Origin of the sequence: Dyella sp. C11 (genome assembly GCF_003121485.1) — a bacterium.
Taxonomy (GTDB): Bacteria; Pseudomonadota; Gammaproteobacteria; order Xanthomonadales; family Rhodanobacteraceae; genus Dyella.
This window is the reverse complement of record NZ_QAVX01000004.1, coordinates 126713-142055: the sequence shown is the minus strand read 5'-3', so window position 1 is coordinate 142055 and position 15343 is coordinate 126713. Positions and strand designations below refer to the sequence as shown.

At 64.3% G+C, this 15343-nt stretch carries 11 protein-coding genes; 7 read left to right on the top strand and 4 right to left on the bottom strand.

Annotation, left to right across the window (positions count from 1 at the left end):
• Window positions 1-121: 121 nt before the first annotated feature.
• The 4 genes from DK366_RS06185 to DK366_RS06170 all read left to right on the top strand — a co-directional run bounded on the left by DK366_RS06185 (window position 122) and on the right by DK366_RS06170 (window position 5079).
• Window positions 122-2149 (top strand): S9 family peptidase, encoded by a 2028-nt coding sequence (locus tag DK366_RS06185; protein ID WP_109124668.1) that lies wholly within the window; start codon window positions 122-124, stop codon window positions 2147-2149.
• A gap of 111 nt (window positions 2150-2260) precedes the next feature.
• Entirely contained in the window at window positions 2261-2644 is a 384-nt protein-coding gene (locus DK366_RS06180) for a GntR family transcriptional regulator (protein ID WP_109124667.1), read from the top strand.
• Window positions 2645-2710: 66 nt separating this feature from the next.
• A complete protein-coding gene (locus tag DK366_RS06175; RefSeq protein ID WP_109124666.1) occupies window positions 2711-3604 on the top strand; it encodes an ABC transporter ATP-binding protein in 894 nt (297 codons plus the stop codon).
• Window positions 3601-5079 carry a hypothetical protein gene (locus DK366_RS06170; protein ID WP_109124665.1) on the top strand — a complete coding sequence of 493 codons (1479 nt, stop codon included), beginning with the start codon at window positions 3601-3603 and terminating at the stop codon, window positions 5077-5079. The genes DK366_RS06175 and DK366_RS06170 overlap by 4 nt, the downstream gene beginning before the upstream one ends.
• A gap of 7 nt (window positions 5080-5086) precedes the next feature.
• Here the strand turns inward: DK366_RS06170 and DK366_RS06165 are convergent, their stop codons facing one another.
• Both DK366_RS06165 and DK366_RS06160 read right to left on the bottom strand, forming a co-directional pair.
• Entirely contained in the window at window positions 5087-6178 is a 1092-nt protein-coding gene (locus tag DK366_RS06165) for a PA0069 family radical SAM protein (RefSeq protein ID WP_109124664.1), read from the bottom strand.
• A 49-nt stretch (window positions 6179-6227) separates the two neighbouring features.
• Window positions 6228-8441, bottom strand: a complete 2214-nt coding sequence (locus DK366_RS06160; protein ID WP_109124663.1) for a hypothetical protein — start codon at window positions 8439-8441, stop codon at window positions 6228-6230.
• Between the two features lie 198 nt (window positions 8442-8639).
• Here DK366_RS06160 and DK366_RS06155 point away from each other — a divergent pair, with 198 nt between their 5' ends.
• Window positions 8640-8900, top strand: coding sequence for a GlsB/YeaQ/YmgE family stress response membrane protein (locus tag DK366_RS06155; RefSeq protein ID WP_109124662.1), 261 nt, complete (start codon window positions 8640-8642; stop codon window positions 8898-8900).
• A gap of 77 nt (window positions 8901-8977) precedes the next feature.
• Here DK366_RS06155 and DK366_RS06150 read toward each other — a convergent pair whose 3' ends face one another.
• The gene (locus tag DK366_RS06150; RefSeq protein WP_109124661.1) at window positions 8978-10636 is read right to left on the bottom strand and encodes an MFS transporter; all 1659 of its coding nucleotides are present in this window, start codon (window positions 10634-10636) and stop codon (window positions 8978-8980) included.
• A 178-nt stretch (window positions 10637-10814) separates the two neighbouring features.
• The gene (locus DK366_RS06145) at window positions 10815-12329 is read right to left on the bottom strand and encodes a hypothetical protein (protein ID WP_109124660.1); all 1515 of its coding nucleotides are present in this window, start codon (window positions 12327-12329) and stop codon (window positions 10815-10817) included.
• A gap of 220 nt (window positions 12330-12549) precedes the next feature.
• Between DK366_RS06145 and acs the strand changes: the two genes are divergently transcribed.
• Complete coding sequence (gene acs / locus DK366_RS06140) at window positions 12550-14490, top strand: acetate--CoA ligase (protein ID WP_109124659.1); 1941 nt, start codon at window positions 12550-12552, stop codon at window positions 14488-14490.
• Window positions 14491-14662: 172 nt separating this feature from the next.
• Complete coding sequence (locus tag DK366_RS06135) at window positions 14663-15337, top strand: response regulator transcription factor (protein WP_109124658.1); 675 nt, start codon at window positions 14663-14665, stop codon at window positions 15335-15337.
• The last annotated feature ends 6 nt before the right edge of the window (window positions 15338-15343 follow it).

Below are 15343 nucleotides of genomic sequence, written 5' to 3'. Positions count from 1 at the left end.
CGCGACCGCAGGCCCGAGACGCCTCGATAGGCTCGACCGGACGGTCGCGCACAAGTGCGCTCCTACACAGGGCTCCTGCGCCTGTAAGCTTGGGCCTTTCCCCGCAACACAGGCTCGTGCCATGCAACACCCTGCCCGCCTCCTGCTGCCTCTGATGGCGGTGGCGTTTGTTTCCTCCGTCCACGCCGCGCCTGCTGTCGATCCGCGCATTGAGAAGCTGCTCGCCGACCTCGGCAAGGCCCGCGCCATCAATGCGGTGCAGCTGTCGCCGGATGGCAGCCAGCTCGCCTGGGTCGTGCGCACGGCCGGCAGGGACGTGATCGAAGTGGCGGCTGCCGACGGCAGCAACGCGCATCGCATCAACGCCAAGGCAGGCGACTGCAACGAAACTGATCCCGCCTGGGCGCCCGATTCGCGTCATCTGGCCTACGTTGCCAATTGCACCAGCGGCAGTGGTCGGCAGAAAGATCTGTTGATCGCCGACGCACAGGCCAAGGAATCGCCGCGGCACATGGCCACGTTGCCGGGCGTGGCGCAGGGTTTCAGCTGGTCGCCGGATGGCAAGTCGCTGGGCTTCCTCTACGTGCCCAACGGCACGCGTCGCGCGAGCGCGGTGTATGCAGCCAAGCCGGCGTCGGGCGAAATCGGCGTGGATGGCCTGGAAGTGCAGCGCGTGGCCACGGTGGATGCCGCGGGCGGCGCCGTGCACCTGCTCTCGCCCGAGAACACCTACGTCTACGAATTCGGCTGGTCGCCGGACAGCCAGCGCATCGCGTTTACCGGCGCACCACCGCCGGGCGACAACAACTGGTGGGTAGCCAAGCTTTACGTGCAAGCCGCGCAGGCAGAGGCCAAGGCCACCGCCATTCTCGATCCGACCACCGTGAAGGGCTCGCTGCACGGCCTGCAGATCGCGCTGCCGCGCTGGTCGCCGGATGGCCAGCGCATTGCCTTCATCGGCGGCCTGATGAGCGACCAGGGTGCAACGGGCGGCGACATCTACGCCGTCGCCGCCAATGGTGGCGAGCCAACCAATCTCACGCCCAACACGCGCGTGACGCCGGCCTGGTTCGCCTGGACCAGCGCACAGAAGATGGTGGTGGCGCAGGTCAGCAACGGCCAGAGCCAGGTCGCCGAGTACGACGTCACCGCGCAGGCGGCGACACCCACGCGCACGCTGTTCACCCTGCCCGCCAGCATCGGCGACGGCAGCGCGGAGATGGCGCTGTCGCTTTCGAACGACCGCGCCAAGGTTGCCTTCATCCAGAGCTCGTACGCGGAAGCGGCCGAAGTGCATGCCGGCGCGCTGGGAGACACACCGCCGCCAGCCGTCACTCGCTTCAACGCCGATCTCAAGCCGGGTTGGGGCAAGGCCGAGTCGGTGGAGTGGGACAACGAAGGTCGCCACGTGCAGGGCTGGCTGCTGTATCCGGCCGACTACGACGCGAAGAAGACCTACCCGATGATCGTCACCGTGCACGGCGGTCCGTCGAGCGCGGTGATGCCGCGCTGGCCGGGTGTCGGCTTCGGTGGCGTGCCGTTCTCTGCACTGGGCTATTTCGTGTTCATGCCCAACCCGCGTGGCAGCTTTGGCCAGGGCGAGGCGTATGTGCAGGCGAACCGCAAGGACTTCGGCCACGGTGACCTGCGCGACATCCTCACCGGCATCGACACCATCGAGAAGACACTGCCCGTCGACGACAAGCGGCTTGGCCTCACCGGCTGGAGCTACGGCGGCTTCATGAGCATGTTCATTCCCACGCAGACCACGCGCTTCCGCGCCGTGGTGGCGGGCGCGGGCATCGCGAACTGGCAGAGCTATTACGGCCAGAACCTGATCGACCAGTGGATGATCCCGTTCTTCGGCGCGTCGGTGTACGACGACCCGCAGGTGTACGCCAAGAGTTCGGCGATCAACTTCATCAAGCAGACCAGGTCGCCGACGCTGGTGGTGGTGGGTGACCGCGATGCGGAATGCCCGGCGCCACAGTCGTTCGAGTACTGGCATGCGCTGCGTGCGCTCGGCGTGCCGACGTCGCTGGTGGTGTATCCGAACGAAGGCCATCACTTTGTCGACGCGGACCACCAGCGCGATGTACTGCAGCGCGCACTGATGTGGTTCCAGAAATACCTGCCGCCCTCGAACTGAGTTTCCCCGCAGTTATCCATAGGCCGCCGGTGTCCGCACCGGCGGCTTTTTTCATGCCCCTGCCATCCGGCCTATTGCACGCAGGCCAAGTGTATTGTTGTATTAATACACATGGATGCCTCGATGTTCGCCATACAACCCACCTCTGCCGAGCCCATCTACCGGCAGATCGTGGAACAGCTGCGCCGGATGATTGCCGGTGGCCAGTTGTCGGCAGGCGACCTGTTGCCGTCGGTGCGCGATGTCGCGGGTTTTCACGCCATCAATCCGATGACGGTGTCGCGCGCCTACGGCATGGCGGAAACCGAAGGCTTGCTCGAACGCCTGCGCGGCAAGGGCATGGCGGTGGCCGCCACCACCAGGGGCAATGCCACCCAGGCACAGCGCATGACCCTGCTGGAGCCGCAATTGCAGGCGCTGGCCCGGCATGCACAGGAACTGGAGCTGCCGTCGGACCCGGTGCTGCGACGCCTGGGCCGCCTGCTCGAGGATTGAACAACGCATTGATAACGCCGGCGAGCATCGCCGGTCTGCAAGGGATTCGACTGCGAGGGTAGTTCGATGAATGCCGTACTGCGTTCCATCTCTGACGACGACGCACCGCTGGCGGTGCAAGGCCTCACCCACGGTTACGGCGACGGTGCCGTGCTCAACGGCATCGACCTCTCGCTTTCGCCGGGCAGCGTGCTTGGCCTGATCGGTCGCAACGGCGCGGGCAAGTCCACGCTGATCCGCGCGATGGTCGGCCTGCTCAAACCGCACACCGGCACTGCGTGGGTATTCGGCGAACCCGCACTCGCGCTGTCCGATCGCGCCAAGGCGCGCATCGCGTATGTGCCGCAGCAACCCGAGGCGCTGGCCTGGCTCACCTCGCAACAGATGCTCGACTACGTGGGTCGCTTCTATCCTGCGTGGGACGCCAGGTTCGCCAAGGACATGCTGCATGCGTGGGACATCCAGCCCAACCGCGTGCTCGGCAAACTCTCACCGGGTGAACGCCAGCGCGTGGATCTGATCCGCGCCCTGGCGTCGCAACCGCAACTGCTGGTGCTCGACGAACCGGCGGCGGCTCTCGATCCCGTCGCGCGTCGCGACCTGCTGCGCGAAATCGCATTGCGCGCGGGTGAAGCAGGCACCACGGTGCTGTTCTCCACGCACATCGTGTCCGATCTGGAACGCGTGGCGTCAGACATCGCGTTCCTGCACAACGGCAAGTTGCTGCTGCAATGCCCGGTGGACGACACCAAGGAACGTTTCGCGCGACTGTGGCTTCCGGCGCATATGTCCGCTGCCGCGCCGTCGAACACGCTGGGCCAGCGTCGTCATGCCGACGGCAGTCTGAGTCTGGTGGTTGAACGCCAAGCAGATGGCCGCTGGCCGGAAGCCGCGTATCTGCCCGGCGCACGTGTTGATGCGCTGGGGCTGGAAGACCTGTTCGTGGAGATTGCCGGATGAACGCGCGCGCGGCGTTGGCCGCTCCCTGGTATTCCACGCATGCCGCCATGCGCTGGCTTGCGTTTGGCGTGCTTGCCGTGTGCGTGATCGCTGCTGTTTGCCTGGGCATATTTTCCAGCAAGGTCCATTGGGCGTGGGCCGTGGTGGGTCTCTACAGCGCGGGTCTGTTCTATCTGTGGGCGTTCTATCTCTCCAGCATCACGTTGCTGGCGGTGGATGCACATTGGCTTTGCATTCCCGGACTGAAACGCAGCGCGACCTTCGCGGTGATCTTCTATGCGGTGCTCAGCCTGATGCCGACCGTACTGGTCGCACTCGCGGACGGCAATGACATTGCGCCGATGATCCTGGTGTCATCGCTCGCCATCGCGGGAGGCCTGAGCCTCGCCTTGTTGCCGCGCTACTTCGCCATGTTCACGGGTGTGGTACCCGTGCTGTTCAGCGGCTTGTCGCGCACATTCCATCTGCCCGGCGTCGACGATCCACGCTTCACGCTGTTGACCGGCGCGATCTTGCTGGCGCTGCTTGTCCTGTGCGCCTGGCGCTGGCGCACGGTGATAGCCACGGCACCGCAGAACCAGTCCGGCGTGTCGGGCGCACTGGTGTTGCAATACCGCCGCAGCCAGTGGTCCGGCTGGGGTGGCATGAACGGCCTGGACAGCACGGCGCAGGCGCGCCAGCGCCCGGACTGGATGCAACCCCGCGCCGATCTTCGTCGCGTCGGTCCGCTCTATCCCAGCAACAGCATGCGTGTTGCGCTGGGCGGCTGGTATCTGCCGCTGACGGCAATGGGGCGTGTACGCGCCGTCGTTCCCACGCTCGCCGCGATGACACTGCCGTTCCTGGTGATGTTCCTCATCTTTTCGCAGGACCACGGCCTGTCGCCGTCGTTCTGGTACCCGTTCCTGGCGTTGATGGGTGGCTGGATCTGCCTGTTCGGCGCCATGGGCATGACCTTCATGACCGTGATGCTGATGCAGCAGCGCTGGCGCAAACCCAACGCCGAACTGCCGCTGCTCGCACTGATGCCAGGCCTGGGCGATGCCGCATCGGCCAAATGCCACCTGCTGTCCACGGCCATTGGACGTCCATTGCGACTGCAGGTGATGGCGTTGATCCTGCTCGTCGGCATGATGATCGCCACGCACGCCGCCGGCACCACCATGCTGATGATCGTGGTGGGTCAGCTTGGCTGCATCGCGGCGCTGATCGTGTGCGTACTCGGCATCGTCGCGGGCCGACCGCTGCCGGGCTGGGGCACCTTCGCGCTGATGATCGCCATCAGCCTGCTGCTCGGCTGCACGTCGTTCCTGCCCAGCAGCACGGTCGGCAAGCATCCATGGGTGCCGGCCACATCGTTCGTGGTCGCCGTGCTTGGTGGGTGGACACTGGTGGCCATTGCCATGGCCTGGATCGGCCGCCGCGGCATGGCGGCGTGGCGCAAGCGTCCACACGTGTTCATGCCGAACGGTTGAGCCGCTTTTAGAACAATTGCCCCTGCGGTGACGGCTTGCGCGGCGGCATGAACTTCGTCGTATCCAGCCACAGTTCGCGGGCACGGCCAAAACCGTGCCTGCGGCAGGCAACATCGAAACGGCGACGGATGAGTTCGGCGAACACCCCCTGCCCGCGCATGCGCGTGCGGAAGTCGCTGTCGTAATCGCGGCCGCTGTGCATCTGCTGCACCAGGCTCATCACGTGCGCGGCACGCTGTGGGAAATGCAACGCCAGCCATTCGCGAAACAACGCTTTCAGCTCGTACGGCAGGCGCAGCGTGGTGTACCCCGCGCAACTCGCGCCAGCATCCGCCGCCTGTTCGAGCACGGCTTCCATGTCGCGATCGTTCAACGCCGGAATGATCGGCGCCACCAGCACGCCCACCGGCACACCGGCTTCATGCAAGGCACGCACGGCCTTGATGCGGCGGTGCGGCGCACTCGCGCGCGGTTCGAGCTTGGCGGCGAGATGGTTGTCCAGCGAATTGATGGACACAAACACCTGCACGAGGTTTTCTTTCGCCATCGGCGCCAGGATGTCCAGGTCACGTTCCACCATCGCGTTCTTGGTGACGATGGTGCATGGATGCTTGCATTCGGCCAGCACTTCCAGCGCCGCACGCGTGAGCCTCCAGCGACGTTCGATCGGCTGGTACGGATCGGTGTTGCTGCCGATGTTGATCGGGCTCACCGAGTACGACGGCCGCGCCAGTTCATGTCGCAACACTTCGGCAAGGTTGCTCTTGGCACGCAGCTTGGTTTCGAAGTCGAGACCGGGCGACAGGTTGATATAGCTGTGCGATGGGCGCGCAAAACAATAGATGCAACCGTGCTCGCAACCACGATAGGGATTGAGCGCCTGGTCGAAATGGATGTCCGGCGAATCGTTGCGCGTGATCACGCTGCGCGCGCGTTCTTCCGTCACCTCGGTGCGCGGCCGCGGCGCCTGCTCGTCGAGCAGCAGGCTTTGCCAGCCGTCGTCCTCCGCGCGATGGCGGATCGACTCGAAGCGCCCTTCCGGGTTGGAAGCGGCGCCACGACCCTTCAGGGCCTGCGGAGGAAGAAAGGATTCGGGCATGCCGCCAGTGTGCACCGCCCATGTCTCAGCCAGCGCGACACCTTGCGCATCAAGGCACGGGCGCCAGTTGCTCGCGCAACGCGGTGCCCATGGCTTGCAAGGGATAGTTGTCCAGCTGCCGTCCCAGCTCGCTAAACACGGGCGAGGAAATGGTCCATCCCAAGGGAATGGGGTAATTGCCCGGGCAAAGTCGAAAATGCCAAAGCATGTCGCCCGCACCCGGGTTGGCTGCATCCGGATGCATAACATTGAGCAGTTGCACGCGCGCGTATTCGCCACGTGACGTGCGCGTGCCAAGCAGGGCATCGAGCGGTGCGATGGCTTCACCGCTGACGTGCTCGTGCGCCATGCCGGGCGCAGCAGGGCATGCGACGGAATAGAGCGGCATGGGATGGGCCGGGTCGTGCTGATCGATGAAGTCGATCATCAAGGGATCGTTGCTGATGTGGATAACGATGAAACGCAAGGCGATGCCATGCAAGCGGGCACGACCGCGCACCAGGCGCATCAATTCAAGCAAGGTCGTGGTGCCGGAGTTTTCGAAGTAGCCACCGTCAACCAGCTGCATGCGTGCAGGCACCGGCGGGTTGGCCATGTGCGCCTCCAGAGTGCCGGCAGGGCTGACATAGGTGAAGCGTGCGCTGTTGAGCACCACTTCGCTCAACGGTACGCGTGGATCGAGCCAGCTCGAACCGTCGAGACCCGCCGTCCAGGGTTGCCGTTGCGGCGTGGCTATCGGCTGGAACGGGTGCTGGACGAACCGCTTGCCGTCGGCCACCGTCGTGCTGTTGAGGAACAGCGCGGGAAGCGATGCAGGTGCGCCACCCTGTGCATACAACGCCGAGAAAGGCTGCGCGAATGCCGGCATGCCCTCCTTGCGTGCCGCGGATTCCCACGCACGCGTCAATGCACGCGAACGGTCATCCATCCATGCGCCCGGCAACCAGCGTTGCGTGAAGTCGACGAAGAACGCGTTGGCCAGCGTGGGCGCGAGAAAGTCATGGCTCAACATGGTTTGCGCGCGAGCCTCCAGCGTCGATGTGTCCGTGGGCTGCGGTTGCGCCAACGACGCCACATAGACAGCCAGCCCCAGACTTCCACCCGACACGCCGCTTGCCGCCAGCATGTACCGGGCGAACAGCGGTTCGCCATTCACCACGCCAGCGGGTTGGGTTATCGCGGTGAGCCGACCCAATACCTGCGCCGTCCAGGCCGCGCCGCGAATGCCGCCACCTTCCGAGGAAACCAGGATCACGGGACAGGGATCACGCCCCGTGCAACGGTCCGTCAGCCACGCATCCACGTAAGCATCGAACGCAGGCCGTGTATCCACCGGCTGCAACGCAGGAGGCTCGTGCGTGCTCATCGTCGGGTACTGGCGCACTTTGTGGTTGTCGTTCAGATGCAGGGCGTGCAACACGGTCGTCAGCGAGAGCATGAGCGTGAGCAAGGGAATCCCGTGCCGATCGCCGATCATGCACAGCAAGCCTCCGCTGTAGCAGAGGAAGGTGGCTGCGATGAGCAGGATCGCGAGCGGCCCGATGCCATCCAGCAGTTCGGGCATGAAAGCGATCAACACCGTGGCGAGCACGTTGAGTGCCACGACAACGACATACATCACGACGGGGAAGGTGCCGAGATCGCGGATACGCGACACTCGCGATTCATCCTGGGGCCGCGAGGCCAACGCGGCCATGCGCGGAACACGCTGTGCCACCGCTCGCCACAAACGCCGGCGCGTGGTGAGAAACACGATCAGCGCAGCGGACTCGGCCAGCAAGCCCAACGCTCGCCAGCTTCGCTGCGCGCAATGATCAGTGACGACGCCGCAAGGTCCATGCGGCAACTTGGCCAGCGCAAACACATAGCCAAGACAAACGAGCAGGGGAACCAGCGCACCGAGTACACGCGGTAACCAGTCGCGCAATGGCGCGGCGCGTTCATCCTGCAATGCGGGCCATCGCGGATAGCTCAGGCGATACGCGTTGCGCGCGGCATGCCACATCGCCAGGCCAAGCAACGCGCTGGTGGCGAGCAAGGCGACATATCGCCAGGCGTTGGGATCGGTCCACAGCGCGATAAGGAAGAGTTCCGCCGCCTGGTCCACGCCAATGGCGACGAACACCGCAACGGCGAGAATGATCAGCGACACCCGCACGGGTTTCAGGTGATCAAGCGCCAGTGCGCTCCATCCCAACGCGCGGTGCCAACGCATGCGCATGCCGGATTCGGGTGTTTCGCTTCCGCGTTCGACGTGGGGCATGCGGCGCCCTCCCGGTGCCGTGCTTCGCCATGGCCGCGACCATAGTAGAGCGACGCGATCGATGTCACCCGTGACCGCCTTGGCATGCACGGTTTCCTGACATCGCCAACCGCGCCCTGAAGGCAGGTTCCTGCATCACACCCATGCGACCGCCGGCTGTGGATACTTCGCGCACCGATGCCATGTGAGGAGCGTGCGATGACTGTGGAAGGCCTGCTTATTTTCCTGTTGATCGGCGCGATTGCCGGCTGGCTGGCCGGGCTCATCGTGCAGGGATTTGGCTTCGGGCTGCTCGGCAATATCGTGATCGGCATCATCGGCGCGTTCTTCGCCGGCTGGCTGCTTCCTCGCCTTGGCGTACACTTCGCCGTGGGCGGCCCCATCCTCAACAGCGTGCTGCATGCCATGATCGGCGCGGTGGTGTTGCTGGTCATCGTAGGACTGATACGCCGCGTGTAGTTCCCGCCACGGCGTCAGCGCAAAAGCAAAAGGCGCGGCGGTTACCCGTCGCGCCTTTTGTCTGCCTCGTCTTTCGCTCAATGGGCGATATCGACGTCCTTGGTTTCCCGCAGGAACAGCAGGCCGATGAAGAACGTGGCAATGGCCACGATGATCGGATACCAGAGGCCGTAGTAGATATCGCCCTTCCACGCCACCAGCATGAAACCGATGGTGGGAACAAAACCGCCGAACCAGCCGTTGCCGATGTGATACGGCAAGCTCATCGACGTGTAGCGGATGCGCGTGGGGAACATTTCCACCAGCCACGCGGCAATCGGCCCGTACACCATCGTCACGTAGAAGACGAGGATGGCCAGCAGCACGATCAGCATGCCGTAGTTGGACTGGGCGGGATCGGCCTTGTCCGGATAGCCTGCTGCCTTCAACGCACCACCGAGTTGCGTGCCGAAGTCCTTGCTCTGCGCAGCGAATGCCTTGCCATCCAGCGATGCGCCTTCGAATGAGCTGATGGTGCGATCACCAATCTTCACTTCCGCCACGCTGCCCGGTTCGGCCGCCACGTTGGAGTAAGGAATGCCCTTCTTCGCCAGCGCGCTCTTGGCCACGTCGCACGAGCTGGTGAATTTCGCCTTGCCCACGGGATCGAACTGGAAGCTGCACGCCTTGGGATCGGCCACCACCTTCACCGGTGATGTTGCCGCCGCCGCTTCAATGGCGGGATTGCCGAAGTGCGTGAGGCCCTTGAAGATCGGGAAGTAGGTGAGTGCGGCAAGCAGGCAGCCGGCGAGCACGATGGTCTTGCGGCCGATGCGATCGGATAGCCATCCAAACAGCACGAAGAACGGCGTGCCGATGGCGAGTGCCGCGGCAATCAGCAGGTTGGCCGTGGTGCCGTCGATCTTCAGGCTCTGCGTAAGGAAGTAGAGCGCGTAGAACTGGCCCGTGTACCACACCACCGCCTGGCCGGCCGTTGCGCCGAGCAGTGCCAGGATCACCAGCTTGAGGTTCTTCCACTGGCCAAACGCTTCGGTCAGCGGCGCCTTGGACTGCTTGCCCTCGGCCTTCATCTGCTGGAACACCGGCGACTCATGCAGCTGCATGCGGATGTACACCGACACGATCAGCAGCAACAGCGAGATGCCGAACGGGATGCGCCAGCCCCAGTCCTCGAACGCCTCGGTGCCCAGCCACAGGCGCGAACCCAGGATGACCAGCAGCGACAGGAACAGGCCGAACGTGGCCGTGATCTGGATGAAGCTGGTGTACAGGCCGCGCTTGCCCTTGGGTGCATGTTCGGCCACGTACGTCGCCGCACCACCGTATTCGCCACCAAGCGCCAGGCCCTGCAGCAAACGCAGCGAGATCAGGATGACGGGCGCCGCCACACCGATGGACGAGTAGTTGGGCAGCACACCGACCAGGAAGGTCGACAGGCCCATGATGATGATGGTGATGAGGAAGGTGTGCTTGCGGCCGATCATGTCCCCCAGGCGGCCAAACACGATGGCGCCGAACGGGCGCACCGCGAAGCCGGCGGCGAAGGCGAGCAGCGCAAAGATGAATTGGCTGGTTTCGTTGAGCCCGCTGAAGAAGTGCTTGCCGATCAGCGCGGCGAGCGAGCCGTAAAGGTAGAAGTCGTACCACTCGAACACGGTGCCCAGGCTGGAAGCCAGGATGACGCGGCGGTGGCCGGTGTCGAGCGATCCCCGCATGTCGACGGCGGTCGTAGCCATGATGAAGCCCTCAGTTGTCACGCCCAATCGGATCGGTAGCGGCAGTTTCGGCCTGCCAGCCACCGGAGCGGCGTACGCCACTCGGTATGGTTTCCTTCCCTTCCCCGGGTAAAGCGCCTCCCGTTGCCCTGCCCGGTCGTTCCGGTGACGACGCCCTCCGCGCCGCCACCGCCGTGCGTCAGAACTTGTACATGCCGCTGAAGCTGACCTGGTTGCCGTTCGTGGTCTGGCTGGAGGCGGAATTCTTCAGCTGGTAGCGCACGTCGTCATAAATCCATTCCACCCCAAGCTCGTAGTTACCCGACGCATATTGCAGGCTCAAGGCAGACATGTTGTTGCGCAGCAGGCCCACGCCCGGTGCGGCCGCCGTACCGGCCGCGGTCCATGCCATCACGTCGTCGCGGTTGGGACGCGCCGCGGCGAAGAAGCCGTTGACGCTCCACTTCGGCGTGAAGTTGTAGCTGGCCTGCGCGAAGCCGCCCGCTTCCTTGATGTTGCCGAACTGGGACATGGCGCCAAAGATTTCACCCAGCGCCTTGCCGGTATAGACCAAACCCTTGAAGGTCCACGGACCGGGCTTCCATTGGCCGCCCAGGTCGTAGCCGATGCTCTGCAGGTTGTCACGCGGCGGCTTGGCGGTGATATCGCCCACGCCGTGCAGGTCGATTTCCGAGTAATGCGCGGTGAGATACGCCAGCCAGTCGCTGCCCTGCGCATGCAGGCGCGCTTCGACCTGCGGTTTGAAGTTGGCCGCACCGCCGTTGAGGTAATTGATGGTGGACGTACCCGCGGCGTTCTGCGGGCCGCTCCAGTTGCCTTCCAGCACGGCGACATCGAAGCGCCACTTCACCCCATCGGAGCCGTGGTTGAGATCCTGCATCACGATCACGCCCGGATAGCGCCAGCCGACGATGCCCTGGCCATAACCCAGCGGGAAGGCGATATGCGACAGCGACGTCGGCGTGTTTTCCAGCGGGAACATGAGATCCCACATCTGGCCGATGCGCACCGTGGTGCCCCAGGTGGGGTTGTTGATGTCCATGTAGGCCTGGCGCAGGCGCGGAAGCGGCTGCTGCTGCGCGTAGGCGCCGGTGCCGTTGTTGCCACCGAAGAAGTCCATCTCCAGGCGACCGCTGCCGTTCCAGTTGTCGTTCAACCTGGCGCCGGTGAAGTCGAGCCAGAAGCGCGTGTTGCGCACGTCAGCACCGCTGAGCGAACCGGTGTAGCCGTTGGCCTTGTTGGCCGCGGTGGGCGGCGCCGGCAACTCGGCGTTCTGGCCGTTGCCGTAGTTGGAGAAGGTCTTGTCCTGCGTGAACACCGTGGCATCGATGAAACCGTGCAACGCCACCGACAATCCCGGTGCCGTGGTGAACTGCGGCTTGGGCGCGGCTTCCACCTTGGTCTGGGTGGCCTGCGCCGTGGTCTGCGCCTGCGTGGCGGCAACCTGCGCCTGCTGGGCCGTTTGCGTGGCCTGCGTGGTGGCGGTCTTCTGTTCCTGGATCATGGCCTTCAGTTCGGCCAGTTCCTGTTCGAGCTGGTTCACGCGTTGCTCGAGTTGTTGTTCGCGCGTGCCGCTCTTGGTCTTCGTGGTGGTGGTCGTGCTTTGCGCGTGGACGCCAAGCGGCAGACATAGCGCACAGGCAATGCTGAGCGCGAGGATGCGGTGGCGTCGGGCGGTCGTAGGCAGTGTCATGGCAGGCCTCCCCAGGTCGAGATGACCACCCGAGCATGTCCATGCTGCATTGCGAGCGCCTATTCACCATTGGTCGAACCTCGACCAAAGTCGAAACCGGGGATGTTCACGCGGAAACGTACCGATCACCGGCCAACGGATACACTCGGGCGCTACGCCGTGGAGAGCGGCACATTCAACGCTAGAGGAGGCCGGCAGGGCCGGCCGCAGGAGCCTTAAGATGAGCAAGGTCTACCCCGTCAAGCCCGATGTCGCCGCCAAGGCCCGCGTCCGCAAGGACGACTACCAGCGGCTCTATGCCGAGTCGGTGAAGGACCCGGAGGGCTTCTGGGGCAAGATCGGCCAGCGTCTTGAATGGAGCAAGGCGCCGACGAAGATCAAGAACGTCTCGTTCAATCCCAAGGACCTGCACATCCGCTGGTACGAAGACGGCGAGCTGAACGTCTCGGCCAACTGCCTGGATCGCCACCTGGCCGAGCGCGGCGACAAGACCGCCATCATCTTCGAAGGCGACGACCCGAACGAGTCGCGCCACATCACCTACAAGGAATTGCACGCCGAAGTGTGCAAGTTCGCCAACACGCTCAAGCACCTTGGCGTGACCAAGGGCGACCGTGTAGCCGTCTATATGCCGATGATCCCCGAAGCGGCCGTGGCCATGCTGGCCTGCGCACGCATCGGCGCCATCCACTCCGTGGTGTTCGGCGGCTTCTCGCCCGATTCGCTCGCCGGCCGTATCGCCGATTCCACCTGCAAGGTGGTGGTGACCGCCGACGAAGGCGTGCGTGGTGGCAAGAAGATCCCGCTGAAGGCCAACGTGGATGCCGCACTGGAACGCCCGGGCACCAACAGCGTGGAAACGGTGATCGTGGTGCGCCGTACCGGCAGCGCCGTGGCCATGCAGTCGCCGCGCGACCGTTACTACCACACGCTGATGGAAGGCCAGTCCACCGATTGCCCGCCGATGCCGGTGGAAGCGGAGCATCCGCTCTTCATCCTTTACACCTCCGGTTCTACCGGCAAGCCGAAGGGCGTACTGCATACGTCCGGCGGCTATCTCGTCTATGCCAGCTACACGCATGAACTGGTTTTCGACCTGCGCGAGGACGACGTCTACTGGTGCACCGCCGACGTGGGTTGGGTCACCGGCCACAGCTACGTCGTCTATGGTCCGCTCGCCAACGGCGCCACCACGGTGATGTTCGACGGCGTGCCGAATTACCCGGACACCAGTCGCTTCTGGAACGTGGTGGACAAGCACAAGGTCACGCTGTTCTACACCGCACCGACCGCCATCCGCGCATTGATGCGCGAAGGCGAAGGCCCAGTGAAGAAGGCTTCGCGCGCGTCGTTGCGCCTGCTGGGTTCCGTGGGCGAACCGATCAATCCGGAAGCGTGGGAGTGGTACTACCGCGTGGTGGGTGATGAGCGTTGTCCCATCGTGGATACCTGGTGGCAGACCGAAACCGGCGGCATCCTGATCACGCCGCTGGCCGGCGCCATCGACGAAAACCCCGGTTCGGCCACGCTGCCATTCTTCGGCGTCAAGCCGGCGATTGTGGATGCGGGCGGTGCCGTGCTCGACGGGGCCACCGAAGGCAACCTGATCATCACCGATTCGTGGCCGGGCCAGATGCGCACGGTATACGGCGACCACCAGCGTTTCATCGACACGTACTTCAGCGCGTATCCGGGCAACTACTTCACCGGTGATGGCGTGCGCCGCGATGAAGACGGTTACTACTGGATCACCGGTCGCGTGGATGACGTGATCAACGTAAGCGGCCATCGCATTGGCACGGCCGAAGTGGAAAGCGCGCTGGTCTCGCATCCCAAGGTGGCCGAGGCCGCCGTGGTGGGCGCGCCGCATGACATCAAGGGCCAGGGCATCTACGCGTTCGTGACGCTGGTGGCCGGCGAACAAGGCAGCGACGAACTGCGCAAGGAACTCGTGGCCTGGGTGCGCAAGGAGATCGGCCCCATCGCCACGCCGGATTTCCTGCAGTGGGCGCCGGGCCTGCCGAAGACGCGCTCGGGCAAGATCATGCGCCGCATCCTGCGCAAGATCGGCGAGAACCAGCCTGACCAGCTTGGCGACATCTCCACGCTGGCCGATCCGGGCGTGGTGAAGAATCTGGTGGACGAACGACTCATCAAATAAGCCTGGAAAACCCCATGTAGGAGCGCACCCTGAGCGCGACCGCGGAACGACGATGTATCTCTGTGATGAATCACCATGAACATCCGCACCGCGTCGCTCACTCCCTTGATCAGCCGCCTCGCCAACGGCGGTCGCGCACAGGGTGCGCTCCTACAGGGAAGCTAAGGATTTTATGCCTGACGTACTTATTGCCGATGACCACCCGCTGTTTCGCGACGCCTTGCAACGTGCCGTGGTCGCAGCGATTCCCGAAGCCAGCGTGCACAGCGCCGACAGCGTCTATTCGTTGCTGGGCCTGATCGAGCAATATCCCGACGCCGAGCTGCTACTGCTCGACCTGCATATGCCAGGCGCACGTGGGTATTCCGCGCTGGCTCATATCCGCGGGCAGAACCCGGGGCTGCCAACCATCGTGGTCTCCGGACACGAGGACGTGGCCGTCGCGCGTCGTGCGCTCGCCCATGGCGCGTCGGCCTATATTCCCAAGTCGACGCCGGGCGAAGACATCATCACGGCGATCCGCAAGGTGCTCGACGGCGACGTGTGGCTGCCGCATCAGTTGGTCGGTGGCGGCGCGGAACTGAAGCCTGACGAAGCGGCCGTTGCCGACCGCATAGCCACGCTGACGCCGCAGCAATTTCGCGTGCTGACCATGATCGCCGAAGGTCTGCTCAACAAGCAGATCGCTTATGACCTGGGTGTTTCCGAGGCCACCGTGAAAGCGCACATGACGGCGATCATGCGGAAGCTGGGCGTGAACAACCGCACGCAGGTCGCGTTGGCAGCGAGTCACCTGGCCATCGACCAGGAAGCCATGCCGTCGCTTCCGGACGATGAGGAAAACTGAAGCGCG

Bases quoted from the DNA above. Each gene is read 5' to 3' on its own strand.
- acs (WP_109124659.1), top strand. From the start codon at position 12,550: ATGAGCAAGGTCTACCCCGTCAAGCCCGATGTCGCCGCCAAGGCCCGC.
- DK366_RS06135 (WP_109124658.1), top strand. From the start codon at position 14,663: ATGCCTGACGTACTTATTGCCGATGACCACCCGCTGTTTCGCGACGCC.
- DK366_RS06175 (WP_109124666.1), top strand. From the start codon at position 2,711: ATGAATGCCGTACTGCGTTCCATCTCTGACGACGACGCACCGCTGGCG.
- DK366_RS06170 (WP_109124665.1), top strand. From the start codon at position 3,601: ATGAACGCGCGCGCGGCGTTGGCCGCTCCCTGGTATTCCACGCATGCC.
- DK366_RS06165 (WP_109124664.1), bottom strand. From the start codon at position 6,178: ATGCCCGAATCCTTTCTTCCTCCGCAGGCCCTGAAGGGTCGTGGCGCC.
- DK366_RS06185 (WP_109124668.1), top strand. From the start codon at position 122: ATGCAACACCCTGCCCGCCTCCTGCTGCCTCTGATGGCGGTGGCGTTT.
- DK366_RS06160 (WP_109124663.1), bottom strand. From the start codon at position 8,441: ATGCCCCACGTCGAACGCGGAAGCGAAACACCCGAATCCGGCATGCGC.
- DK366_RS06145 (WP_109124660.1), bottom strand. From the start codon at position 12,329: ATGACACTGCCTACGACCGCCCGACGCCACCGCATCCTCGCGCTCAGC.
- DK366_RS06180 (WP_109124667.1), top strand. From the start codon at position 2,261: ATGGATGCCTCGATGTTCGCCATACAACCCACCTCTGCCGAGCCCATC.
- DK366_RS06150 (WP_109124661.1), bottom strand. From the start codon at position 10,636: ATGGCTACGACCGCCGTCGACATGCGGGGATCGCTCGACACCGGCCAC.
- DK366_RS06155 (WP_109124662.1), top strand. From the start codon at position 8,640: ATGACTGTGGAAGGCCTGCTTATTTTCCTGTTGATCGGCGCGATTGCC.